Source organism: Flavobacterium akiainvivens (assembly GCF_001278115.1).
GTDB classification, from domain to species: Bacteria; Bacteroidota; Bacteroidia; order Flavobacteriales; family Flavobacteriaceae; genus Flavobacterium; species Flavobacterium akiainvivens.
This window is the reverse complement of sequence record NZ_LIYD01000005.1, coordinates 1,247,078-1,273,513: the sequence shown is the minus strand read 5'-3', so window position 1 is coordinate 1,273,513 and position 26,436 is coordinate 1,247,078. Positions and strand designations below refer to the sequence as shown.

The 26,436-nt window shown below is 42.9% G+C and carries 19 protein-coding genes and 1 riboswitch; of the genes, 15 read left to right on the top strand and 4 right to left on the bottom strand.

All coding sequences use genetic code 11. From position 1 onward, the window contains the following. Positions 1 to 67: 67 nt before the first annotated feature. Positions 68 to 712, bottom strand: a complete 645-nt coding sequence (locus AM279_RS05790) for a TetR/AcrR family transcriptional regulator (RefSeq protein WP_054406804.1) — start codon at positions 710 to 712, stop codon at positions 68 to 70. Between the two features lie 322 nt (positions 713 to 1,034). Here AM279_RS05790 and AM279_RS05780 point away from each other — a divergent pair, with 322 nt between their 5' ends. Next, positions 1,035 to 2,312 (top strand): alpha/beta fold hydrolase, encoded by a 1,278-nt coding sequence (locus AM279_RS05780; protein ID WP_054406802.1) that lies wholly within the window; start codon positions 1,035 to 1,037, stop codon positions 2,310 to 2,312. Positions 2,313 to 2,463: 151 nt separating this feature from the next. Here AM279_RS05780 and AM279_RS05775 read toward each other — a convergent pair whose 3' ends face one another. Both AM279_RS05775 and AM279_RS05770 read right to left on the bottom strand, forming a co-directional pair. Further along, the gene (locus AM279_RS05775; protein ID WP_054406801.1) at positions 2,464 to 3,786 is read right to left on the bottom strand and encodes a sensor histidine kinase; all 1,323 of its coding nucleotides are present in this window, start codon (positions 3,784 to 3,786) and stop codon (positions 2,464 to 2,466) included. Positions 3,787 to 3,795: 9 nt separating this feature from the next. Continuing rightward, positions 3,796 to 5,145, bottom strand: a complete 1,350-nt coding sequence (locus tag AM279_RS05770; RefSeq protein WP_054406800.1) for a sigma-54-dependent transcriptional regulator — start codon at positions 5,143 to 5,145, stop codon at positions 3,796 to 3,798. 143 nt (positions 5,146 to 5,288) lie between these two features. On the opposite strand from AM279_RS05770, the gene AM279_RS05765 reads away from it, so the two are divergent. The 11 genes from AM279_RS05765 (at position 5,289) to AM279_RS05715 (ending at position 18,224) form a co-directional block, all read left to right on the top strand. Beyond that, positions 5,289 to 6,527 (top strand): efflux RND transporter periplasmic adaptor subunit, encoded by a 1,239-nt coding sequence (locus AM279_RS05765; RefSeq protein WP_054406799.1) that lies wholly within the window; start codon positions 5,289 to 5,291, stop codon positions 6,525 to 6,527. A gap of 163 nt (positions 6,528 to 6,690) precedes the next feature. Then, positions 6,691 to 7,395 (top strand): ABC transporter ATP-binding protein, encoded by a 705-nt coding sequence (locus tag AM279_RS05760; RefSeq protein WP_054406798.1) that lies wholly within the window; start codon positions 6,691 to 6,693, stop codon positions 7,393 to 7,395. A 111-nt stretch (positions 7,396 to 7,506) separates the two neighbouring features. Then, a complete protein-coding gene (locus tag AM279_RS05755) occupies positions 7,507 to 9,924 on the top strand; it encodes an ABC transporter permease (protein WP_054406797.1) in 2,418 nt (805 codons plus the stop codon). A 1-nt stretch (position 9,925) separates the two neighbouring features. Beyond that, on the top strand, positions 9,926 to 12,358 hold the full coding sequence (locus AM279_RS05750) for an ABC transporter permease (protein ID WP_054406796.1): 2,433 nt from the start codon (positions 9,926 to 9,928) through the stop codon (positions 12,356 to 12,358). 67 nt (positions 12,359 to 12,425) lie between these two features. After that, on the top strand, positions 12,426 to 13,757 hold the full coding sequence (locus AM279_RS05745; RefSeq protein ID WP_160316432.1) for a TolC family protein: 1,332 nt from the start codon (positions 12,426 to 12,428) through the stop codon (positions 13,755 to 13,757). A gap of 104 nt (positions 13,758 to 13,861) precedes the next feature. Then, positions 13,862 to 13,951: riboswitch (TPP riboswitch) on the top strand. Between the two features lie 54 nt (positions 13,952 to 14,005). Further along, positions 14,006 to 14,728, top strand: coding sequence for a class I SAM-dependent methyltransferase (locus tag AM279_RS05740; protein WP_054406794.1), 723 nt, complete (start codon positions 14,006 to 14,008; stop codon positions 14,726 to 14,728). Next, a complete protein-coding gene (locus tag AM279_RS05735) occupies positions 14,728 to 15,768 on the top strand; it encodes an AIR synthase-related protein (RefSeq protein WP_236688497.1) in 1,041 nt (346 codons plus the stop codon). The genes AM279_RS05740 and AM279_RS05735 overlap by 1 nt, the downstream gene beginning before the upstream one ends. After that, positions 15,765 to 16,391: a thiamine phosphate synthase gene (locus AM279_RS05730; RefSeq protein WP_054406792.1), complete on the top strand. Its 627-nt coding sequence runs from the start codon at positions 15,765 to 15,767 to the stop codon at positions 16,389 to 16,391. The genes AM279_RS05735 and AM279_RS05730 overlap by 4 nt, the downstream gene beginning before the upstream one ends. Beyond that, positions 16,388 to 16,681, top strand: coding sequence for a Trm112 family protein (locus AM279_RS05725; RefSeq protein ID WP_054406791.1), 294 nt, complete (start codon positions 16,388 to 16,390; stop codon positions 16,679 to 16,681). The genes AM279_RS05730 and AM279_RS05725 overlap by 4 nt, the downstream gene beginning before the upstream one ends. A 95-nt stretch (positions 16,682 to 16,776) precedes the next feature. After that, a complete protein-coding gene (locus tag AM279_RS05720; RefSeq protein ID WP_054406790.1) occupies positions 16,777 to 17,640 on the top strand; it encodes an AraC family transcriptional regulator in 864 nt (287 codons plus the stop codon). A gap of 83 nt (positions 17,641 to 17,723) precedes the next feature. Next, positions 17,724 to 18,224 (top strand): hypothetical protein, encoded by a 501-nt coding sequence (locus AM279_RS05715; protein ID WP_054406789.1) that lies wholly within the window; start codon positions 17,724 to 17,726, stop codon positions 18,222 to 18,224. Position 18,225: 1 nt separating this feature from the next. Here AM279_RS05715 and AM279_RS05710 read toward each other — a convergent pair whose 3' ends face one another. After that, entirely contained in the window at positions 18,226 to 19,164 is a 939-nt protein-coding gene (locus AM279_RS05710) for an AraC family transcriptional regulator (RefSeq protein ID WP_201782533.1), read from the bottom strand. A 267-nt stretch (positions 19,165 to 19,431) separates the two neighbouring features. Between AM279_RS05710 and AM279_RS05700 the strand changes: the two genes are divergently transcribed. From AM279_RS05700 to AM279_RS05690, 3 genes are all read left to right on the top strand, one after another. Next, complete coding sequence (locus tag AM279_RS05700) at positions 19,432 to 21,852, top strand: beta-galactosidase (protein ID WP_074961457.1); 2,421 nt, start codon at positions 19,432 to 19,434, stop codon at positions 21,850 to 21,852. 10 nt (positions 21,853 to 21,862) lie between these two features. Then, on the top strand, positions 21,863 to 24,796 hold the full coding sequence (locus tag AM279_RS05695; RefSeq protein ID WP_054406785.1) for an exo-beta-1,4-galactosidase: 2,934 nt from the start codon (positions 21,863 to 21,865) through the stop codon (positions 24,794 to 24,796). A 121-nt stretch (positions 24,797 to 24,917) separates the two neighbouring features. Continuing rightward, a complete protein-coding gene (locus AM279_RS05690) occupies positions 24,918 to 26,315 on the top strand; it encodes a tetratricopeptide repeat protein (RefSeq protein ID WP_143090334.1) in 1,398 nt (465 codons plus the stop codon). Positions 26,316 to 26,436: the final 121 nt, after the last annotated feature.

Here is a 26,436-nt window from a genome sequence, read left to right as displayed (position 1 = left end):
TTTTTTGAAGGCTACATTATCTTACCACATCCGTTAAACTTTTTGTAAAAATATGTAAGATAATAAGTTATAAATTCTGGTTGCTGTTTTGATCCTGATACACAAGGTCAATCAATTTTGAAAGGGCATTTTTTATCTCGTCAGTACCTTGTTGTTTTGTAAGGTCAATACCGCAAAAAGTGTCGGCATTAATGCCCTTGTACATATTAAGGTAGTATATGCCTGAAATTAAAATGGCCATAATAGCGCGGAACTGTGTAGCATTTCCGGCAAAATACGGGTCGGTAATCTGGCTGAGGAGTAGTTCCCCGTTTACTTCGCGTTCATTTGCAATGTGCTTTAAAGAACTCCTTTCTTCCATAAGGCCCCAAAGCAATATTTTTTGCAGGTTTTTATTTTGGGCTACATAGTCAAATTGCTGTGTTAGGCTAAGTTTAGATAATTCCTGCCCGCCATCGTTTATTTCAGGTATTTCCCCGCCCTTTACATTACTCCAAAAGTCTTGTGAGTTTATATATTCATCAATTAGCTGGTCAGTTCCGCCAAAGTAGTTGTAAATCATTTTTTTGTCTATGCCTGCCGTGGCTGCAATGGTATTTATTTTTAAACCGGCAAAGCCTTCAGTCTCTAAAACCGTGCCTACAGCATCTAAAAACTTCTCTTTGCTGCGCTCTTTATTTCTAATACTACCGGCGGCTGGTTTCCTTTCCATATTGACAATTAATGAGTTTGCAATTTACTTAAATTTAGTTTAAAAATTAAGACACTTTTTAGTGTTTTATTTTATTTTTGCAAAAATTAAATTAACTCAGTCAAAACATGATTAAAGTAATATATCTCATTATATATCTATTAATAACCGCCATTCCCGGGCACATAGAACGTTATAACAGGCGGGGGTATGCAAAGGTTAGGCATGGCAATTATAATAAAGAAAAGGCCGTAGTAGTAGCAGATACTACTAAAGCAAAAATGAAGCGTGAATTTAGATTTTCAAAAGCTTCAAACTATTCATAAAATATTAAACTACTATAATGTCAAAATTTAATGTAACCCTTATCCTCTTTTTTATTGTTAGTGCCGGCTATGCACAGCTGCTGCAGTTTTTTCAGGTAACTGATGTAGAAAAATATAGGGGTAAAGAATATGTGCTTGAGGGGAAAATATTCTATAACGGGCCTATTGCCATGAATTCTTACACGGTGCTTGTGGGTATGTCTATTGATGAAAAAGGGAAAGGTATAGATGCCCCAAAGTTTAATGACGATGCCGGCGATTATTACAAGCCGGGCGAATGGAGCCCGTATGTACTTAAAGGTAAAATAGATAAAAAAGCCAAGTATTTAGTTGTAGGTATTGCAGTAGCCGGTACCGAAAGCTATTATGCTGATGACTTTAAACTTTTTATAAAAGAAGGCAAAACCAAGACAGAAATACCATTGAAAAACGCCGGTTTTGAAGATGAAGAGCTAACAGGCTGGCAATGGCATGATAAAAATGAAAATACACAATTGTTAGTATCGTCAGATAAGGTTGCTTCCGGCAATAAATCATTATTTATAGATAACTCTAACGTTAAGGTAGCGCCCACATTTGGCAACAATGCCGAAGTTGGTAACTATATAGATGTTAACGGTGTAAAACTGTATTATGAGGTATATGGAGAAGGAGAGCCGCTTTTGTTGCTGCATGGAAACAACTCTTCTATGGCAGCATTTTATAAGCAGTTTGATGACCTGGGCAAGAAATATAAGATTATAGGCCTCGATAGCCGCGGGCAGGGAAAATCAACCCCTGATAATACCCCGCTTACTTATGAGCTTATGGCTGACGATGTAAATACTTTTTTAGATAAGCTGGAATTAAAAAATGTAAATGTTTTAGGCTGGAGCGATGGCGGCAATATTGCCGTTATACTTGCAGCGCAGCATCCTGACAAAGTAAAAAAGATGGCAATTATGGGAACCGTTTTGTATAATGACGAAACTTCTGTATTTAGTGAGGTAAATGATTTACTGCACCAACAGGTTAAAGCAATGGAAGATAGGGGAGTAGCTAAAGACAATATGGATTACAGGCTCAAGATGCTATTGCTTAATGAACCACATATTAAGCCGGATGCTCTATTAAACATAAAGGCACCTACGCTTGTTATGGCCGGCGAACACGATGTTGTTAAAGAAGCGCATACAAAGCTAATTGCTAAAAAAATACCTGATAGTAAACTGGTTATTTTTAAAGGAGGCGACCACGAAGCCCCTACAAAGATTACAGAGTTATTTAATAAAACTGTTCTTGATTATTTTGATTAATATGTAGAAAACAAAACCAAAAGGCAACTGTTTTAAAATACAAAGCTTAAATCATCAATCAAAATACAGACATAAAATCAGAGTTGTGTTAGTTGACCAATAATTCCTGTACCAATGGTACGGGAATTATTATTTTAAATACACTTTTTAATTACAGCAGCAGACAAATTGTAAAACTTGTTGTATTGCCTTCGGTAGAATAGTTTAGGTAGCCGCCGTGGCCTTCAATTATGTTTTTTGAGAGGGTTAGGCCTATGCCCGCGCCCTGTTTCCGGGTAGTGAAAAATGGCATAAAAATCTTGTCTTCAATTTCTTTATCAATGCCCAGGCCGTTATCGGTAATGGTTATAAAAAGGCGGTTGGCACGCACTTCTGCCGAAAGGCTTACCTGCTTATCAGGCCTGCCGTCAAGGGCATAAATACTGTTGGTTATCAGGTTTATAAATACTTGTTCCATTTGCTGTTCGTCAAGCAGTACAACCTGGTGTAGCGTAATTGCATTTTGTACTTTAATAGTATTGGTTTTTAAAACCGGTGCCATTGCAGATAAAACATTTTCAACCAGTTGGCCTATCTCTGTAGGTGTTTTTACCGGCAGCGGCAGCATTGCCAGTGTGCGGTAGCTTTCTATAAAGTTTTGCAGGTGGTTGCTACGGTGAATCATGGTAGAAAGGCTTTGGCGCATGTCTTGTATATCGTCTTTTGTAAATGCCTCCTGTGCCGCCATTTCGTTAAGGTTTTGCGTAAGCGAACGTATGGGGGTTATAGAGTTCATCAGCTCGTGCGATATTACTTTCATGAGGTTTATCCAGGCATCTTTCTCTTTTTTTGCCACAACCGATTGTATAGAGTCCAGAAGGATAATGTAGTAGGTGCTGCCAAAAGCCATAGTAGTGCTTGTTTGCAGCATAAAGGCCTGGCTCTCGCTGTTGCCCACTTTTATTTGTACTGATGTACGCAGGTCGGTAAAATTCTGTTCTTCAATAATGTTGCAAAGTGCGGGCAGGTGTTTTTTAAGGTAATTCCAGCGGCTTACTTTAGGTACTTCAAACAAGCCGGAGAAATAATCGTTCATCAGGAATATTTCCCCATCAGCCTCATTGCGTTTCAGGATTACCACTCCGGTTTCAATATTGTTTAGTATAGAGCGGTACACCAGCTCTTTGGTAAACTGCTCATACTGCCTGTCTTTTAAGGTATTATACAGCTTAAAAAGTTCCCTGTAGCTGCCCTGACGGTCATACCGGCTAAAATCTGACGAAAAATCGTTGTTGAGTATGGCGCTTATGGTTTTGTCATAAAACAAAAAGGCATTGTTCATAAAGCTGAACAGTTCTACCAGCAGCAGCACAAATACAAGTATTAGAAAACACGCTGTGTAGGGCAGGTGCACCATAAAGGCATAAAAACTACCCGCTACTGCAAGTATAATAAGCAGAAGGCGTGCAAATAAGGGTTTATAGGTGTTTGTCATGGTGTGCGGTTAATCGGTTTTGCCCAGTTCGTGCTTTTCTATCCTGCGGTACAGCGCCGCACGCGATAGCCCCAGTTCATCGGCAGTTTTACTAATGTTGTAGTTATGCCTGCGCAGGGCTTTTTCAATAGTAGCCTTTTCAATGTCAGAAAGTTGAGCATCATCAGGCAGCGGTTGCCCGCTAATGTTTTCAAGCCCCAGCCCGGAGGTGGTTATCAGGGCATCGTCAGTAAGTATTACGGCCCGCTCTATGCGGTTTTCCATTTCGCGTATGTTGCCGTTCCATCCGTGTAGTTTGATGTTTTTAAGGGCATCATCAGTAAACGCCAGGTTAGTGCGCTCATATTTACCGGCCATTTTTTCAAGAAGGAAGTTAGCCAGCGGCACCAGGTCTTCCGGCCTTTCGCGCAACAGTGGCAACTCAACCGGCATGGTGTTAATACGGTAGTACAGGTCTTCCCTAAAGTTTTTGTGGGCTACCTCTTTTTCAAGGTCAATGTTGGTAGCGGTAATAATACGCACGTTTACAGGCCTGGGGCGTGCCTCGCCCAGGCGGGTAACCTGCTTATTTTGTATAACCTGCAGCAGCTTTGTTTGCAGGTGCAGTGGTACATTGCCTATTTCATCCAGGAAAATAGTGCCGTTTTCGGCGGCTTCAAAACGCCCCGGGGTATCGGTTTTGGCATCGGTAAAAGCACCTTTTGCATACCCAAACAGCTCACTTTCAAAAATATTCTCGTTAAGGGAGCCTAAGTCCACATGCACAAAAGGCCCTGTGGCACGGTTACTCTGCTGGTGGATGTAGTGTGCCATAACATACTTGCCTGTTCCGTTTTGGCCTAATATCAAAACATTGGCATCGGTTTTAGCCACTTTTTGGGCTAAGGTGTACGCCTTTTTTATGGCAGGCGACTCACCCATAAAAAAGCGGTCGTCCTGCTTTTGGGCGGTTTCTTTTTTCTTGTTTTTACGGGCGTGGGTCACGGCTGCCTTTACGGTTTCTACAAGCTTATCGTTATCCCACGGTTTCATTATATAGTCAAAAGCGCCCAGCTTAAGCCCTTCAACCGCGGTTTCTACCTTGCCAAAGGCAGTCATTAAAATGACTACGGTATTGGGCGAAAGTGTTTTTATTTCACGCAGCAGGTATATGCCCTCGCGGCCGTCTTCAAAGCCTATACGGTAGTTCATGTCCAGCAGCACCACATCAATATCATTTTCGGCCAGCATATGCACGGCTTTTTTAGGTTCAGACAGTGTATAAATCTCCTCAAAATGCTTTTTAAGGGTCATTTTCGAGGCAAAAAGTATGTCTTCCTGGTCGTCTATTACTAAAATGCGGGCGAGGGTTTTTTTCATGGGTGTGCTGTTACGGACAAATGGTGTTCAATATCGGACACTTTGCGGCGGTTATTAATTTTTATAGGGTTGTAAAACAGTTGGTTGCAAACTTTTAATTTGTGGCACAAAATTGTATTTATATGTACCAAACAAATTAATAAATGGACACCATCATTGCCCGTAAAAATAAAAAAAATATATACCTGCTGCTTGCCATTCCGGTTTTTTTAGGTGTGGCCTACCTGTTGTATTCAGCCGCAACCCATAAGGCCAGCCTTACTGTAAATAAAAATGAAATAACAATTAAAGAGGTTGAACAAACCTATTTTGAAGACTTTATTGTAGTACAGGCCAAGGTAGAGCCCCTTAATTCGATGCTGTTAAACGTGGTTGAGGGTGGTTCTATTAAAGAAATTTTTGCTGCCAATGGTGATTTTGTTACCGAAGGCCAGCCCCTGGCAAGGCTGTACAACCCAAATACTGAGCTGAACTACATGACCCAGGAAACCAGTATTATTGAGCAGATAAACAACCTGGATAAGGCAAAGCTTGACCTGCGCAACCAGGAGCTTAATATGGCAAAGGATTTAGTGGCCATAGACCACGATTACCAGGATGCCAAAAACCTGTATGACCTTAACGAAAAACTCTACAAGCAGGAAATCCTGAGCAAGAATGAATGGGAAAAGACACAGGAAAATTTCCGGTTCCAGAAAGAGCGGAAAAATATTATACAGCAAAGTATGCAAAAGGAGAAACAGGCCAACCGCATACAGATAGGCCAGATAGGCCAAAGCCAGGCTACTATGATGAAAAGCCTTGAAATACTGCGTGGCAACAAGCAAAACTTTCTGGTAACGGCACCACTATCGGGCAGGTTAACGTCTTTTGAGCCGGTACTGGGCAAAAACTACCTGGCAGGCGAGAGCATAGGCAAAATAGATGTTATGAAAGGCTATAAGCTGGTGGCTGAGGTAGATGAGTACTACCTGTCAAGAGTAACAAAAGGCCAAAAAGGTAAGGTAGACTTTAAAGGTGAAGAGATTGAAGTTGAGGTAGCCCGTGTTATACCGGAAATTAAGAATGGCCGCTTTACAGCCGAGCTGAATTTTATAAGCAAAAAAGAACTGGCGCTACAACAGGGGCTTAGCTTTGGCGTGAGGCTTACCCTGAGCGAAAAAGCACAAACTGTTGTAGTACCCAAAGGCCGGTTTACCGAAGAATCGGGCGGCAAGTATGTGTTTGTAGTAAACGGCACCACTGCCGAACGCAGGCAGGTAAAACTGGGGCGTGAAAACCCGGTATACCATGAGGTGCTGAGTGGGCTTAAGCCCGGTGACAGGGTAATAACCAGCACCTATGCCGATTATAAAGATGTAGAAGTTTTAAATTTAGAATAATGGTAAAGCTAATTATAACCGTAGTACTATCAGTAACAGATGCCATAGCGCAGTTGTTTTAAAGAGTTCAGTCATCAATCAATACACGTTAATTATTAACCAATCAAAAACAAAGGGGGAAGCGGGACTAATCAACCCATCCTGCCAAAAAAACAAAGAAATCATGATAAAAATCGAAAACCTGTCAAAAGTATTCCGCACCGAAGAGGTGGAAACCCGTGCCCTTAACGGCGTATCTATAGAAGTTAAAAAAGGCGAATTTGTAACCATTATGGGTGCTTCGGGCTGTGGTAAATCAACCCTACTTAATATAATAGGCCTGCTTGATGGTTTTGACGAAGGCAGCTATAAACTGCTTGATGGCGAAATAAAAGGACTTAAAGAAAGCGATAAGTCAAAAATCCGTAAAGAGAACATAGGTTTTATTTTCCAGAATTTTAACCTGATAGACGAGCTTTCGGTATATGATAATATAGAGTTGCCGCTGATTTACAACAAAGTACCGGCATCTGAAAGGAAACAAAAAATACAGGCCATTGCCGAAAGGCTTGCCATAGGGCACAGGCTAAAGCACTACCCACAGCAGCTAAGCGGCGGCCAGCAGCAGCGTGTGGCAGTAGCCAGGGCACTGGTAACAAGCCCCAAGGTTATACTTGCCGATGAGCCTACGGGAAACCTTGACAGTAAAAACGGCAACGAAGTTATGGAGCTGCTAACCGACCTGCATGCCGAAGGTGCCACCATACTTATGGTTACGCACTCTGAGTATGATGCATCGTTTTCACAGCGCACCATTATTATGAAAGATGGCATGGTGCTGAGCGAAAAGCAAAATACCAGGAAGGTAGATGTTTTAATCACTAATTAACGGTTCCTTAGCTAAAGCCAGGGGCAAATCATCCTGTTCCTTTGGCTGAAGCCAGGGGCAAATCATGGATTAACTAAAGCCGGAGGCTAATCATCAATCAACAAAACAATCATGTTAAAGAACTGGATTAAAATATTTTGGTATAACGTAAAGGCCAACACGTTTTTTACGGTGCTCAATACCTTTGGCCTCAGCCTGGGTATTGCCGGGCTGGTATTTGCCCTGCTGTATTGGAACGACGAGCATTCTTACAACGCCTGGAACCCCGAAAAAGACAAAGTGTACCAGGTTATAAACAACCTGGGTAACGATATGATATGGGCCACATCTGTTGCGCCACTGGGGCCTCACTTAGATAACATACCCGAGATAGAGCAGCACTGCTATACACGCCTGTTTTATTTTGATGAGATTATAAAATACGGGCAAAAAAGGGAGCAAATCAAAATTCTTGATGTGCAAAAAAACTTCTTTGCGTTTTTCCCTTTCGAATTTGTAAAAGGCAACGGAACAACTGCCATTCAGGATGATGCAAGCATAGCCCTGGAGGAAGGCGTGGCGCAAAGGCTTTTTGGAAATGAAGACCCTATGGGCAAATGGATGCAGTATGGCACCGGCAAGTTTTTGGTAAGGGGTGTGTATCGTATTCCGGGTAACTCATCGTTAAAACCGCTGGCGGTAACCAACCTTATAGAACCACAGCTTAAGCAAAACCTCGACCAGTGGGGCAATTTTAATTTTGGATTATTTGTCAAGCTAAAAAACCCGGCGCAGGCCGATTTGGTAAAGAAAAAAATAGATAATGTTTTCCTGGAATACCGCACTAAAAGAGATGCTAAGGAAGCAGGCATTTCGCTGGAAGAATATATAAAGAGGAGCGGCTCTACAACAGTGATACTCGAACCGCTTGCCACCGCCAGGCTGCATTCTTTAGTAGAAGGCTACCCCGAAGGCAGGGGCAACTACCAGTTTTTGCTTATCATGCTGGGGCTATCGGTACTTATCCTTATTCTTTCCATTGTAAACTACATAAACCTTGCTACGGCAAATACCGTTAAGCGTGCCAAAGAGATAGGCGTACGTAAAATAATGGGCGCAGATAAGGCCAATATAGTAAAGCAGTTTATTTTTGAAACCTTCCTTACTACTACAATAGCATTGTTGCTGGCACTGGTTATTGTAGAGCTTGGGCTGCCGTTTTACAACAGTTTCCTACACAAATCGCTTGAGCTAAAGAGTGCCGAATTTTTTATGCAGTTGCTTGCGGTACTGGTTGTAGTAATAGTGCTTGCGGGTATTTTTCCGGCGCTTTATGTATCAAACTTTAAAACGCTTATGGTGCTTAAAGGCAACTTTAGCCGCAGCAAAAACGGCATCTGGTTGCGCAACGCCATGCTTGTACTGCAATTTGCCATAGCGGCGTTTTTTATTACGGGCTCATACATTGTGTATCAGCAGGTAAGCTACATGAGCCATAAAGACCTTGGCCTTAAAGGCGACCAGGTTATAGATGTAACCTACAGGGGGCAGCGCCCGCAGCCCGATGACCCGTCACAAATTTATGCCCATTATGAAACCATAAGAGATGAGGTGCTCAAAATAAAAGGCGTACAGTCAGTATCGGCCGGGGCTTTTTCATTGGGTACCGGAGCGGGCTCTACATCGGGGTTTGCTTATAAAGACCATCATGTACAGGGGCAAAATATGGCCGTTGATTTTGATTTTCTTGATATGATGCAAATCAAATTAACGCAAGGCAGGGGGCTGTCGGCCAATTTTTCATCAGATACTATAAACGGTATGCTTATTAACGAAACAGCCATGAAAATGATGCGTGAGAAAGACCCGATAGGAAAAAAAATAGACTGGAATGGCGAGAAGCTTAACATAGTAGGGGTGGTTAAAGACTTCCATATGTTTGGCCCACACGAAAAAATTCCGCCTATGTCGTTCTTCCATTTCAAAACCATAGACTGGATGAGCTATAACCTGAACCACATCTACATAAAAATAGATCCGGCCGATATGGAGGGTACCCTAAAAGCACTTGATGCTTTCTGGACTACAAAAGTGGATACAGAATATCCATTCAGCTATGATTTTGTAGATAAAAACTTTGCCCGTACTTATGAAAACTATGTGCAGCAGCGCAACCTGTTTTCGCTGTTGAACGGCGTGGTAATATTTATAGCCCTGTTTGGCCTTTTTGCCTTGGCATCATACACCATACAGCGCCGCATGAAAGAAATTGCCATTCGCAAAACACTGGGTGCCGGTACTGCTACGCTACTTAAAGAACTCTCTAAACAATATGTAGTGTACTGCATAATAGGATTTTTAATAGCCCTTGCGCCCGCCTGGATGCTGCTTAACAAATGGCTTGAAAATTTTGCCTTCAGGATAACCATATCGGCCTGGCCGTTTGTGGTGGGGTTTGTTGCCCTTTTAATGCTAACCCTTGCCGTGGTGCTGGGCAAAGCCTACAAGGCTACACGTGTAGATGTACTTAAATACTTAAAATACGAATAGTATGCTTAAGAACTGGATTAAAATATTTTTATATAACGTAAAGAACAACAAGCTCTTTACGGCACTCAACATACTGGGGCTTAGCCTGGGCATTGCCGGGCTTGTGTTTGCATTGTTGTACAGCAATGATGAGCACTCTTACAATGCCTGGAACCCCGGTAAGGAGAATATATTCTTTACCGTTTCAGACCTGGGAGAAGACAAGGTGTGGGGCTCATCTACCGGGGCTATAGATGCCGTAAGGGGCACTGCTTTGCCCGAGGTGGAAGAGCATTGCTACATGGAAGGCTGGTACAACAGCAACATTGTAAAAAGCGGCGGTAAAAAAGTAATGGCCGAAAAGGTGCTTGATGCCCAGGCCAACTTTTTTAGCTTTTTTCCGTATGAGTTTGTGGCGGGTAATGCAAAAACAGCGCTTACGCCCAACACCATGGCCATATCTGAGGCGTTTTGCCTTAAGTTGTTTGATACTGTAAATGTGCTGGGCAAAGAGGTGCAGTATAATGATAAGACCTTTACCATAGGCGGGGTGTACCGCATTGAGGGCAAATCATCTTATATGCCTGAGGTTGTTACCAACATGATAGACTGGAAGCTTAAGGAAGAGGTAGGTAATTGGGGTAACTTCAGGTTTGCCCTGTTCCTGAAATTTAAAAACCCAAAAGATGCTATTGTTACAAAGCAAAAAATGGAGACCCTGTATTATGAGCACAATACAAAGTTACAGGCAAAGGCAGACGGCATAACCCCTGATGAATTTGTAAAGCGCTTTGGTAAAATAAAGGTAATACTGGAGCCGCTTAAAGATATAAGGCTGCACAGCGCGGCCCCCGATGTGCCGGAGGGCAGTGGCAGCTACCAGCTGTTGGTTATTATGGTTGGCTTATCGGTGCTTATACTTATCATGTCTATTGCAAACTATATAAACCTGGCTACGGCCAATGCCATAAAGCGTGCTAAAGGAGTAGGCGTGCGCAAAATAATGGGGGCATCGGGTAGTAATATAATAGGCCAGTTTGTGTTTGAAACCGTTATTACCACCCTGTTTTCCATTTTACTGGCAATGGTTATTATAGAAATAGGCCTGCCGCACTTCTGCAATTTTCTACAGCAGCAAATCACCATGGGCAGTAGCAGTTTTTACTTGCAGATGATAGGCATATTTATAGTGGTGGTGCTTTTGGCCGGTGTTTTTCCGGCGGCTTACGTGTCTAAATATAAACCCGTGGCTGTACTAAGGGGAAATGTGGGCAGGAGCAAAAAGGGCATATGGCTGCGCAACGCCATGCTGGTGCTGCAATTTGCCATAGCCGCGTTTTTTATAATAGGTTCTTATATAATATACAGCCAGGTAAACCACATGGTTAGCAAAGACCGCGGCTTTAAGGCAGACCAGGTAGTATCTATATACTATCGCAACCCTTACGACTTTAAAGTGCCGGGTTTTAAAAAGATAGTATCTAACCGCTATGACCATGTTAAAGAACGCCTTAAGGCTATTAAGGGGGTAGAAAGTGTAGCTGCTACAACAGCAGCTATAGGCTATGGTTCAAGCTTCTTTACAAGCTATGGTTTTAACGGGCACTCTTATTCGCTGCGCAACATGGTGGTTGACTTTAGCGCCATAGAAATGCTGAATATTAAAATAGACCGGGGCCGCAGCCTTATGCCCCAGTTTGCAGATGATACTATAAGCTCTGTTATACTTAATGAGGCTGCCGTAAAATTTATAGGTATTAAAGGCAATCCGGTAGGTGCCTATCTGGACTGGCAGGACGGCAAAAAACTGCAGGTTGTAGGTGTTGCCAAAGATTTTCATATTGATGGGCCTCAGTCTAAAATTGGCCCCATAATACTGTACCATTACAAAACGGTAGACTGGATGCTGCAAAACGCCCACCACATATATGTAAAGGTAAATCCACAACATAGAGAAAGCGCCATAGCAGCCATGGAAAAACTATGGATTGAAGATATAGACCCTGATTTTCCGTTCCACTATGATTTTGTAGATAAAAACTTTGCCAAAACCTATGCGCAATTCATTAGGCAGCGCAACGTGTTTTCTATGCTTAATGTTGTTGTAATTGTTATTGCGCTGTTTGGGTTGTTTGCACTTGCATCATTTAGTATAGAGCGCCGCATGAAGGAAATAGCCATACGCAAAACGCTGGGTGCCGGTACGCTGCTACTGCTTAAAAGCCTTTCTAAGCAATATGTGGTGTATTGTATTATTGGGTTTTTAATTGCCCTGGTACCGGCCTGGATACTTCTTGATAAATGGCTGCAAAACTTTGCCTACCGCATAGAGGTTACCATATTACCATTTATTATTGGGTTTGTGGTGTTGTTAGTGCTTACGCTGGCAGTAATACTGGGCAAAGCCTACAAGGCTACCCGTGTAGATATGGTGGCCTACCTTAAATATGAATAAATTTTTTGAAGTTAGTTATAGAAAATAGCCCGCTGCTGTAATGGCTGCGGGTTATAACACCTGTATTATGAAACGCTTATATTATATAACCCTGTTTTTAATAATCGTTGTAGATGCGGTTTATGCACAGCAGGTACTTACATTACAACAATGCCTGGAGTCAGGGCTTAAAAACGCACCTGAATTTCAGTTACGGCAACTTGATATACTCAGTGCAGAGATAACCCACCGCAGCCCCGCTTTAGAATACCTGCCACAGGTAAGCCTTAACGGCACGCACACATACAATATAGGTTCGGTTATTGACCCGGCTACAAACAACAGGGTAAGCAGCAGCATACAAAGCGATAACTTTAGCCTTAATGCCAGTATGCCACTGCTTGACTTTAATATATTTACCGCTGCCCGCCGAAACAAAATTGCTGCCCTTAAAGCTAAAGCCGATAAGCAGGCCACCGAGGCCGAATATGCGCTTACATTACTGGACAATTACATCAATGTGCTGTATAGCCAGGAGTTGCTGAAAATTCAGTTAGGGCAGTTTGAAAATGCTAAATTTAACCTGAACCGTATCACAAAAGAGGTAGAATTGGGCAGCCGTCCTAAAAGCGACCTGTATGATATGCAAATGAGCTACAGCCAGGAAGAAAGTACCATACTGCAAACACAGCAGCTGCTTTATAACCAAAAGCTTACGTTGTTACAGTTAATGAATGATACCGCTTATAAACCTGAAGAGGTAGTGCTTGCAGGCATATCGGCTGTAGCCGGATTAGAAGAGGCCTCTGTTAACCAAATGCTTGAAAAAGCCCTTGGGGTAGCCCCCGCGGTGCAGGCCGCAACCCTAAATGTTGAGGTTGCAAAAAAGAATGTAACCCTTGAGCGCAACAACTACCTGCCGCTGTTATCGGCGTTTTACAGTTATTCGTCTTTTTACTACCTGCCGCTCAACCAGCCGGGCAATGGGGGTGTAGCACCGTTTTTTACACAGCTTAATGATAACAAAAACCATTACATAGGGCTACAACTAAGCGTGCCTATATTTAACGGACTTAAAACCAGGCAAAAGGTACAGCTTGCCAAAACAGAGCAGCAAAAAAGCGTGGTTATGCTGGAGCAGCAAAAAATAAAGCTGCGCCAGGCGCTGGAGCAGGAAGATGCCAAGAAAAAACAAAATACCCAACTGGCACAAAAATTTGAGGAAGCCCGCACTTTTGCCGAAAAATCGTTTACTACCACGCAGTCTAAATTTAGCAGCGGGCTGGTAGATGCCATAGTGTTTACCACCAGTAAAAACCAGTTGCTAACGGCTGAATACAACCTGCTTAAAGCCAATGTATCTGCTGCTTATGCCGGAATTAAGCTGCATTTTTTACAGTTTAATGCTTTTCCACAGTAATTCATTAAGTAGTCCATCTTATAAGGTAGTTTTAGTAAAACAGCATTTTTATTTTACTGATGTACTAAAACTATTGGGGAATTTATATATTTGCCCCATAACATAACGATAGCACGGGGTGCCTGCAAAGGCTGAGATTATACCCGCTACCTGATTTGGATAATGCCAACGTAGGGATGCACTTAAGAGCGATAGCTCCATTCTCTTGGTATGCCATGGGATGGAGCTATTTTTTTTAAGCAACTTTTATGGATATTGAAAAAGTAAACCACGGGTTAATCCCGGAAACTCACGCCAACTGGCAAAACAGGCCCGAGTGGTTTTTTAACCGCGAGCATACCGATACTTATGAGCAGTGGTATGAAGGCCGCTACAAACGCGCCGAAATCTGGCAAAAGAAAGTAATGGAACAGCTGGTTACCAAAGACAAAAGGGTAAAAACCCTGCTGGAATTTGGCTGTGGTACCACCCGTTTTACCCGTTGGTGGAAAAACATAGGCATTGAGGCTTATGGCGGGGATATTTCGCCATTAATGCTATCGCAGGCTGTGCATTTGTTCGACGGCGACCTTGTAATGGCCGATTCGCACTACATGCCGTTTAAAGACAACAGCTTTGATGCCCTGGCTTTTATAACCACTTTTGAGTATTATAAAGACCCGGTAAAGGTTATCCGCGAGGCAGCGCGTGTGAGCAAATATGGCATTGCTATGGGCATGATGAACCGTAACTCGCCCAAGGTGCTTAGGCGCAGGGTGCAGCAAATGTTTGGCAAAAACCCGTTTTATGTTACGGCCACATTTTACAACCCGCAAATGCTTACGGCTATAATTCATGAGGCGCTTAAAGGCAGGCAGTACACCATAGAGTGGACGGCAACCGGCCTGCCCAAGTGGTTCCCAGTGCAGCAATGGAATGTACCGGTGGGCGACTTCTTTGGGCTGTACATTCAGTTTAAAGATGTACCATAATGGCTAAGCTGGGTAAAATAGAACCGCACCTTTTTGATGCCTATATAAGCGGCAGGTGTGGTGCGGCACGGCCGGAAGTAATTGCAGGCCCGCAGTTTGGCGTAGATGTAGCGCTGGTAGATTTGCCTGCCGGTATGGCTATGGCATTAACCAGCGACCCGCTTTCGCTGATACCCTCGCTGGGCTTACAGGAGTCGGCATGGCTTTCGGTACAGCTTATGGCTAATGATATGGCCACTACGGGTTTTGCACCGCAATACGGGCAGTTTGTGCTTAACCTTCCGGCTACATTTTCTAAAAATGATTTTAAAACCTACTGGCAGCATATTGACACCTTTTGTAAAGAAATAGGCATAGCCATTACAGGCGGGCATACGGGCTTTATAGAGGGGCAAAACTCTACCATTGCAGGCGGGGGCACGTTTATAACCGTTGCGCCTAAAGACGAAATATTGCTCTCTAAATATGCACAGCCTGGTGATGCCATACTGGTAACCAAATCGGCTGCCTTGAGCGCTTCGGCCATACTGGCCCTGAGCTTTCCGGAAACGGTTAAAAACAAGGCAGGGGCTGAGGTGTACCAAAAGGCATGTGCTTCTTTTTATGATACCTCCTGCCTTAAAGATGCACTAACAGCTAAAAGTACAGGCTACATAACCGCCATGCACGATGTTACCGAAGGTGGGGTGCTGGGTGCCATATATGAAATGGCATCGGCATCAGGACACGGCGCTGTGGTATATGCCGACAGGCTACCGGTTGATAGTGTGCAATCTGCGGTGTGCCGGGTTTTCGGGCTTGACCCGAAGTGTTGCATAGGTGCAGGTGCATTAGTAATTACCTGTAAAAAGGCTAATGTCTCGTCGGTTATTAAAGCCCTTGGCAAAGAGGGTATTGCGTGTACAGAAGTAGGGGAGGTAGTGCCCGTGCAGCAAGGCATAACCCGTGTAGATGGCGGTGTGCCCTCAGCATTAACGTATCAGGAAGAAGACCCTTACTGGGCCGCATTTTTTAACGCTTATAAAAACGGGTGGAAATGATGGCAAAAAAACATATAAAAGACGGTATTTACCTGGTTATAGACCCTGCGATGGAACGGCAAATGCTGCTCGGCCAGTTGCGAAAAGCCCTTACAGGTGCTGTAGCGGCCGTACAAATTTGGGATAACATTTTACCAGGCGAGGATATAAAAGCCCTTGTGGAACAGGTTATAGCCCTATGTAGGCCTTTTGGCATTCCTGTGCTGATAAACAACCGCTGCCAATTGGTGTACGAAACCGGGCTTGACGGTGTGCATTTTGATGCTATTCCACAGGATTTTTTTGCTGAAAATCACGGCAATATTATAGTGGGCGTTACCTGTGGAAATGACCTTGCTACTATAGAACAGGCAGTGGTATTAGGAGCAGATTATATATCGTTTTGCTCCATGTTTCCATCTGCCACAGCTACCAGTTGTGAGCTTGTTAGCCCCGAAATAGTTATAAAAGCCCGTGAACTGACCGATATGCCCATTTTTTTAGCGGGCGGTATTACTCCCCAAAATATGGCAACGCTCAGCAGCCTGCCTTATAATGGTATTGCAGTGGTATCGGGTATTATGAAAGCCGCCGAGCCACATGAGGCCATTAAAGAATATCAATCAAAACTCAACGTAAAATGAAAATAGCAACCATAAAAAAACTGTGCTGCCCTTTTGACCATGCCGATTTGCAGCTTACAACTATATCAACCAACCTTGAAGGCGATGTATTAGAAGGATTTTTGCACTGCACCACCTGCACTCGCCTGTACCCAATAGTTAAGGGCATACCCATTATGAGCCCTGACGAGTACCGCGAGTTTAGCCTTGAGCAGCCGCTGCTGGAAAGGTGGGAAAAGCACCTGGAGGGCAAAACATATAAAAACTTCAGGTTAACGGGTACAGCTGTAAATGTTATAGATAAACAATAATACGGCAGTCAATATTAAAATGCCCCATACAACGTTTTGCTTATATTTGGCTTACTGTTGCAGGGGCATTTTTATTTGTATTAAACACCGCTAACATGGTTACTGACTATCAAAAAATTGAGTTGTTTGGCAAAACGTTTATCCAGAAGTTAGATGTAAAGCCGCCGTTTGAATTTACTTTTCCTGTGGCCGAACAGGCTTGTTTTTTGTACATGCTAAGTGGCGAAATGCAATATGAGTTTAATGACAGCCAAACAAAAATACCTACGCATCATTCGCTGCTGCTTAACTGTATTAATTCCGGAAAACAGATTCATGAGGCTAACCCCGAAAGCAATGGCGAGATAGTTATAGTAACTTTTCATAAAGAAATTTTAAAGAAGATATATGAAAAGGAGTTGCCACAGGTTTTGCAGCCCGGCAATACAATAAGCAACCAGCATGGCAGGAAAATAAACAATGATTTTTTAATCCATAAGTATATTGAGGGCCTGCTGTTTTATTTTGAAAACCCTGCTTTGGTTAATGATGAAATTTTGGTTTTAAAGCTAAAGGAAATTATCCTTTTACTTTCGCAAACACAGGATGCCCAAAATGTACAGGTTATTTTATCGCAGCTTTTTTCGCCGGTTACCTATTCATTTAAACAGGTGGTAGAAGCCAACTTGTTTCAGCAGGGTACTGTAGATGATCTGGCGCAGAAAACAAACCTGAGTGTATCTTCTTTTAAAAGGGAATTTAAAAAACTGTATAACGATTCCCCTGCCAATTACATTAAAACAAAACGGCTTGAAAAGGCAGCAGAACTGCTGTTGGTTTCTAACGAACGTATTACAGGTATTGCTTTTGACTGCGGATTTAATGACCTGGCTAATTTTACTAAAAGCTTTAGTGACAAATACAAGGTGAGCCCTACCCAGTATCGAAAGCTGAACAACGTGGTAAACAACCCGGACTAAATCGCCAAATAGTTGGCCTATTTTGCAAAGCTCCTGCGCTTTTAGTGTTGCAAATTTGTACTATAAATTTAACACACTAAGTTATGGGACTATCAGCATTAGGAATTTTCCACACAGTAATTGGCATTGCCGCTATAATTGCGGCAGTTATCAGTTTTATCAGGAATGGTAAAATCAGCCTCCATCAGGTTTCAGGCAAAATCTACTTTTATTTTACCCTTGTGGCTTCGTTTACCGCTTTGGGTTTATCGAGTGTAAAGGGCTTTAATCCCGGCCATGGCCTGGCTGTATTAATAGTTATTTTGATAGCGGTGGCTTACTACCTGCAAAGCAAAAAGGCAGGTAATAATGGTTTACGCATTTTAGAGAACTTTTTGCTTACGTTTAGCTTTTTCCTGTCAATGGTTCCTACCATTAATGAAACGCTAACCCGTGTGCCTGTGGGACATCCGCTTGCAACAGGCCCGCAAGACCCTTTGGTAGGCAAAACACTATTACTGGCGTTTATCCTGTTTATTACGGGTTCTGTTTACCAGTTTTTTAAGCAAAAAAGATTAAATAAAATTACAGCAAAAAGGTGTTAAACTACTGGGTATTGAGCTTTTGTTTTCTGTATGCAAATGGCGAAATACCCATGGTTTTGGTAAATAACCTTGAAAAGTAGTAGTAGTCGGCTATGCCTAATTCCCTCGAAATATCTTTAATGCGCAACTCTGTAAAATGCAGGTACTGGCAGGCCTTTTGCATTTTAAGCTGGTTAAAATATTCTATAGGAGAAAAACCTGTTTTGCCTTTAAATAAAGTTGAAAAATGAGAAGGCGATAAATGTACAGCCCGTGCTACTTCGCCAAGGCTTATAGTGCGGTTAAGGTTGCGGGTAAAATAATCTATGGCAAATTCTGTTTTGGTTTTATTTTCGTGGGCTTCAACCGCCAATTTTGGCTCATTGTATAAAAATGAACTTACAAAGTGCCACAGGCACATATTTACATTAATCAGGTTATCAATACTATACCCCCTTTCCAGTTGGCCGTATATTTCATCAAACAGTTCTACACAGCGGGCTCCTGAACTTATAGGGGCTTTTATGCCATGCCGTTTTTTAAACCGGCTTACAACATCAGCCGAGTTATTGCCTTTAAAATGTATCCAGAATATGGTCCAGGGATTTTGTGGGTCAGCACAATAAGCGTGTGGTGTATTTTCGGGTATTAGCAGTACAGTGCCTTCTTCAATCACGTATTTATTTCCGGGAATGGTTACTTCGCCTTTGCCACGGGTGCAGTAAATAAGTATATGCTGGCCTGTACCCTGGCCGCGTTGGCAATAATGGTTGTGTGCCTGGTCATAATACCCAATATTAGTAATATACAGGTTGCTGATTATGGGGTCTTTTACACACTGGTTTTCAATAACAGATTGTGGTACGGCAATTGCTTTTTTGCCGCCGAAAGCCTCTTGTTTTCCTGTAGGGTTTTGTAAAAGCATGGGCTGATTTTGTATGATACTTAGGTGCAATTTCATTTTTATGGATATGATTATTATCCTGCCGTGTCCTGCTTTTATTTTTTATGATGATATAATTATTGTCCATTGCCTTTATACCATATTCCTGCATAAAACAAGAGTTTATGGCATATATCAAACTTTTAATACGGCTGTTGTTACTTTAGGGTTTAGTAAGCTTTCGAAAGAAAATCCATCAAAATAAAAATTTATTCCATTGCATGTTTTTACGCAATCGTTTTATTTTGGGTTATGGAGACCGGTTACAGGCCGGATTTACAAATCATGAAAAAATTATTTTTCTCACTACTGGTTTTAGTTGCCTTTTCAGGTGTTGCGCAACAGGTTTATGAGCTTGATGCCACAATGGATGAAAAGCCTTTTAGGGAAACACTGAATCTTGGAGGCAGCAATCCCGGCGGGCAGGCTATAGCCTTTAATAACCATTACATGACAATTGGCGGCCAGCCGGTAATACCCATAACGGGGGAATTTCATTTTACGCGATACCCCCGGCAGTATTGGGATGAAAGCATAAAAAAAATGAAAGCAGGCGGCATTAACGTTATTGCCACCTATGTGTTCTGGAACCTGCACGAAGAAAAGGAAGGTACTTTTTTATGGGATGGCGATAAAGATCTGCGCACCTTTATAAAGCTGTGCAAAGACAATGACATTTATGTAATAGTAAGGATAGGGCCATTTTGCCATGGCGAAATTCGTAACGGGGGGCTGCCGGACTGGCTGTTGGGGCGCCCGCTAAACATACGTTCTAACGATCCGCTGTACCTTTCTTATGTAGAGCGCCTGTACGGGCAAACCGCAAAGCAGCTTAAAGGGTTGTATTATAAAGACGGCGGCCCCATAATAGGTATACAGATTGAAAACGAATACCAGCACTCTGCCGCACCATGGGGGCTTACATACCCCGGGCAGCCGGGCGATCTTACCGCTGCTGACCGCGACCAGGCACTTACCCAGGAAGGTGTGGGCATTTCTGAAGCAGAAAACCCTTATGCCGCCCTTGGCAACGACCACATGAAGGTGCTGAAAACACTGGCTGTAAAAGCCGGTATGGATGTGCCTCTTTATACTGCCACAGGCTGGGGAAATGCGGCCATTATACCAAACGAATCGATACCCGTAACGGCGGCCTATGCTTACCCATTCTGGACACCAAAGCGGGATTACTCGCCGTTTTTCCTGTACAAGGACATGCACAAATCGCCTGATTATGCGCCGGTACGCTATAATCCTGAAGAGTATCCGGTGTTTGCTGCCGAACTGGGTTCGGGTATTATGAGTGTGTATACCCGCAGGCCCATTGCTGTGCACAAAAGCCTCGATGCCATGATAAACCGTTGCCTGGGCAGTGGGGCAAACGGTATTGGCTATTATATGTACCACGGCGGCTCTACGCCTAAAGGGCAATCTTCTTTTATGAGCGATGAAGCCTACGCGCTGCCTAAAATATCGTATGATTTTCAGGCGCCCATAGGTGAGTACGGACAGGTGCGCGAGGGTTTCCACAGGCTGAAACTGCTGCATTTTTTTGTACAGGATTTTGGCGCCCAACTCGCCCCAATGCAAACGGTTTTACCTGTAAATGCCAGGAAGCTTAAGCCTATAAACATTACTGATTTGCGCTATGCTGCACGTGTAAAGGGCAGTTCAGGTTTTTTGTTTCTTAATAATTTTCAGGATGATACTACAATGGTTGCCCAGAAAAACTTCCGCATCAGGATAAAGACAAAGGGCGGCGAAATATCAATACCCGAAACCGGCGGCATAAACCTGGATAGCGATGAAAATGCTGTTTTCCCTTTTAATATGGATGTAAACGGTGCGCACCTCAATTATGCTACAGCACAGTTAATGGCAAAAGATGAAAAAGCTGATGCCCGATATTATACATTCTTTACACCAAATGGTACAGCCGCTGAGTTTTCTTTTGCACCCGGTGTGACTGTAGAAGGTAAAGGTATAACTGTAGATAAAAATAACCGTCGCACCATAATAAAATGTAACAACGCAATTACAGAATTCAAGCTTACCGCCAACGGAAAATCGGTTAAAATACTGGTGGTTGACAAAGCCACAGCGTTAAAGTCATACAGGGTTACAATTGGCAACAAGCAGTATTTTATGTTTAGCGATGCCCTGGTACTGCAACACAAAAAAGGGTTTGAGTGTGTTAGCGATGTTCCGGAATTTGAGGTGAGCATATACCCAAAATACAACGTTATGCCTGCTATTGGAGCAGGAAACGCAGAAAGGCTACATGATGATGATGTTTTTTCGAGGTATAAAATAACCCTGCCTAAAACAGATATTGCCATAAGTAGCAGGCAGGTAAGCGCTAATAAGTGGGCTGTTACGCTCCCGGCTTCTTTGCCTGAAAATGCTAATGATGTGTTGCTTACCGTAAACTATACTGCCGATACCGCTATGGGCTTTTTAAACGGAGAGCTCGTGGCCGATGAGTTTTACAAAGGCATACCCTGGCAAATAGGCCTCCGGAAATTTTTAAACGGTAAGTCACAGGAAATGGTATTTTATTTCAGGCCCATGCAAAAAAATGCTTCATACCTAATCGATTTGCAACCATACCCGGAAAGTATACCCGATTTTGGCACGGCCTCTAAATACCTGAAAGTAGGCGCTATAACAGCTGCCACCCAATATAAAACCACTATAACATTTTAAGTCCCGATTTATGCAAATTCAGAGATATCATTTAAAAATTAATAAAAGGGGTAATGTATGGGTGAAGCTGTTGTTGCTATCACTATTGTTTTCTTCACAGATATATGCACAGCAAATAAACCTTGCAGGGGAATGGCGTTTTGCACTCGACCGTGAGGATAAAGGTACACGTGAAAAATGGTTTGAAAAAGCCCTGCCTAATGAAACGGTAAAGCTGCCCGGTTCGCTGGCTGAAAATAACAAGGGCGATGAGGTGGATTTATATACCAAGTGGACGGGCACCATTTATGACAGCTCTTATTACCACAGGCCTACGCTTGCGCGATACCGCGAGCCGGGGAATGTAAAGATACCATTCTGGCTCTCGCCCGTAAAATACTATGTGGGGGTGGCGTGGTATCAAAAAACGATAAACCTGCCTGAGGGGTGGGGGCAAAAACAGGTTTCGTTATTCCTGGAACGCTGCCATATACAAACTGCAGTGTGGCTTGACGGCAAGCTTTTGGGCACGGAAAATTCGCTGGTAGCGCCTCATACTTATTTACTTCCGAAAGGGTTAAAACCGGGTAACCACGTACTAACTATCAGGGTAGATAATCGCATTGATAAAATGAACGTGGGGCCTGATTCGCACAGCGTGAGCGACCATACACAGGGCAACTGGAACGGCATTGTAGGCAAAATTGTGCTTGAGGCTAAGCCTTTGGTGCATATTACCAATGTGCAGGTGTATCCTGATGTTCAGGGCAAAAAAGCACGTGTGGTACTGCAATTTGTCAATGGTACTGCTAAGCAGGTAAAAGGGACTATTATGCTTAGTGCAGAAAGCTTTAATACGACTAAAAAACATAAGATAGATACAAGTAAGCTGCAATTTAAGGCGGTTGCCGCAGATACCACAGTGGTAGAAGCTGAACTTGTGTTGGGCAACGGTATGCAGTTGTGGGATGAATTTAACCCGGCGCTATACCGCTTAACGGCCACCCTTGATACCGGTAAAGGTAAGGATGAGCAGCAGGTGACCTTCGGGATGCGCGATGTAAAAGTACAGGGACGGTTTATTACCCTTAACGGGAATAAAATACATCTTAGGGGCGATTTAAACAATTGCGAATTTCCACTTACGGGTTACCCGCCTACCGATGTAGAAGGATGGAAGCAGGTATATGCAGCGGCAAAGGCACACGGCCTTAACCATTTCAGGTTCCACTCATGGTGCCCGCCCGAAGCAGCATTTACCGCGGCAGATGAGGTTGGGTTTTACCTTCAGCCGGAAGGCCCCACATGGCCTAACCACGGCACTACATTAGGCGATGGCGCTTTTATAGATAAATATTTATATGAAGAAACCGCACGCATAATGCAAAGCTACGGCAACCACCCGTCTTTTTGCCTGTTTGCATCGGGCAATGAGCCTGCCGGTAAAAACCAGGCAACCTACCTTGAGGCTTATAATGCATACTGGAAAAGTAAAGACAGCAGGCATTTGTATACAGGGGCATCGGTAGCTATGAGCTGGCCGTTATATCCGGGTAGCGATTATATGATTAAATCAGGGCCACGCGGGCTAAACTGGCACAACCAGCGGCCTGAAACCATGACGGATTATAACGATAAGATTTCCCAGTTTGATATTCCGTACATAACCCACGAAATGGGGCAATGGTGTGTCTTTCCTGATTTTAAAGAGATAAAAGAGTACACCGGGGTAATGCGTGCCCGAAATTTTGAACTGTTTGAGGCCGACCTGCAAGCACACGGTATGGGAAATCTTGCACAGGAATTTTTAATGGCTTCGGGCAAGTTGCAGGCACTATGCTACAAACAGGAAATTGAAAAATCGCTGCGTACGGCAAACAGCGCGGGCTTCCAGCTGCTTGGCTTGCAGGATTTCCCGGGGCAGGGCAGTGCCATTATTGGTGTGCTCAATGCGTTCTGGAAGGAAAAAGGCTATATATCGCCTGAAGAATGGAGCCGTTTTTGCAACAGCACCGTATTGCTGAGCCGCATCCCTAAATTTACCTATACCAGTAACGAAGCGTTTACCGCGACTATTGAAGCCTACCATTATGGCCCGGCCGACTATAAAGATACAGCAGTAAAGTGGACCCTTAAAAATGATGGAGGAACAATTATAGCGCAGGGTAGCCTTAACACCCCGGCTATAAGCAGGGGTGGGGTTAGCACGATAGGAACTGTAAGCACCCCGCTGAATACCGTTACTTCAGCACAGCGGCTTACGCTTGAGGTGAGCCTTGAAGGTACTTCTATAACAAACAATTGGAGCATTTGGGTATACCCGGCACAATTGCCTGATGTAAAGACTGACGTATATTTTACAGATGTGCTTGATGCCAAAGCCGAAGCCGTACTTAAAAAGGGCGGCACGGTGTTTTTAAACGCTGCTGGCAAAGTGTTAAAAGGCAAAGAGGTAGAACAGTATTTTACACCGGTGTTCTGGAATACATCGTGGTTTAAAATGAAGCCGCCACACACCCTGGGTATATTGGCAGATACGGCCAGTGCTGCTTTTAAAGACTTCCCAACATCTTACCATAGTGATTTGCAATGGTGGGAAATTGTAAACAGGGCACAGGTAATGAACCTCGAAGATTTTCCGCAGGGGTTCAGGCCGTTGGTGCAGCCCATAGATACCTGGTTTATGAACCGCAAGCTTGCTCTCCTGTTTGAAGCCCGTTGCGGTAATGGTAAGATAATAGTTTGTAGTGCCAATCTTTTTACGAATAACAAAGAAGATGTTGTTTCAAGGCAACTGTTGTACAGCCTGAAACGGTATATGGCTTCGGCAGAGTTTAACCCTAAAGAAAGTGTAGATATAGCACTGATAAAGAAACTTTTTACAGAGCCATCTAAAGAAGTTTGGGACAGTTTTACCAAGGAAAATCCCGATGAGTTAAAGCCATTACCCGCTGTAAAAGATTAAAAGCATTTTTATCCTGATTTTGTGATTTATGTAGTAAAAACAGGGTAAAGGGCTAAAAAATATTCGCAGATTATAAATATTATGATACTTTTGTTTCTATTTAAATTAAGTCTAAATAGCGATGAGAGGCGTGCTGATATTTTTATTGGGATTATTTGTGGGTAGTATGGTATCTGCACAGGTGCTTCCTGAATCAAAAAGCCTGGAAGAGCGTGTTTTACATAACAGGAAACTGATTTTTACCGAGCCGGAAGCCTATTTAAAAAACCTCGATGTTTTAATGGGCCTGGCATTAAAGCAGCATAACCGTGATGCGGAACTTGAATTATTGGCACAACGCTATAACTATTACTATTTTTCTGAGGCAGATTTTGAGCACATGCTCGATGCTGCCCAAAAGCTGCTGAGAAAATCACTGGATTATAACAGTTTTTTGTATGAGGCGGTGGCGCATAAGTATATGGCGCAGACCTACCTTTTTAACGGGTTGTACAGCAGGTCAGGAGCTGATTTACAAAAAGCTTTAGATGCCCTTGATAAGCTGAATGCTACCGATAAAGAAGTAATCCAGGAAAAGGCAAAGGTGTATACGGCATTTTCTAATTTGTTTACCCAGACAAAAGAATATCCCAAGTCTATACAATATTTACGGTTTGCACTCTTAGAGCACCAAAAACTAAAGGATACTGAGCTAAAAAGGGGTACATCATACATGGACTATGCTAACCTTGCGGGGGCGTATTTAGAAGTAAATATAGACTCGGCAGAGTATTATGCCCATAAATCCAATTCACTGCGCAAAGTAAGTGAGTCCAGCCATGAGCTAACGTTTCTTAACTACATAGTGCTGGGTAAAGTGTATTTGCAACGAAAAAATTACAGCGAGGCGTTGAGTCATTTTAAGAAAGCCGAAACCATTGAAGAAAACAAAAACTTTCTTAATGTTCAGGAGTTGTATGAAAGCCTTATAAAAACATATAATGGCCTGGGCGATGCTAATCAGGCCAATGTATATAAAAGAAAATTAGACCAGTATAAACTGTCAATTTCAGAAAATAAGAATAAATCGCTCGTAAAGCTGCTTGATGAAAAAAATAAGGAAGATGCCAAAGGCAGTTTGTTTCCGTATGGGATTGTGATTTCGGCAAGTGGTGCTTTGGCACTTATTATTTTAAGCGTTTACTTTATTAGGAAAGGTAAGAAAAAACAAAAAGTTACCATAACACCCGAAAGATATGAAGAGCTTGTAAAGCTATCGGGCGAAAACTCGCAGGCATTTATACTGGCGTTTGACCAAACGTACCCTGATTTTACAAAACGCATACTTGATATTAATCCCGGCATAACGCATGATGAACTTGAGCTCCTTGCCATGATTAAACTAAACCTGTCCAGCAAAGAAATTTCGGCAATAAAATTTGTACAGCCCAAAACGGTACAAAACCGCAGGCACCTGGCACGCAAAAAGCTGGGGCTTTCTACTTCAGACAACCTCTATAAATGGGTTGAGGCACTGTAATTTTATGCAGCCTTTAGCTTTGATGTGTTATTTATAACTGTTTTTATTTAAATAGTTGTAATTCTACAACTTAGGATAAAGAAAGGAAGCTTCAGGGAACCTTTCGGGACATTGTTTTTTA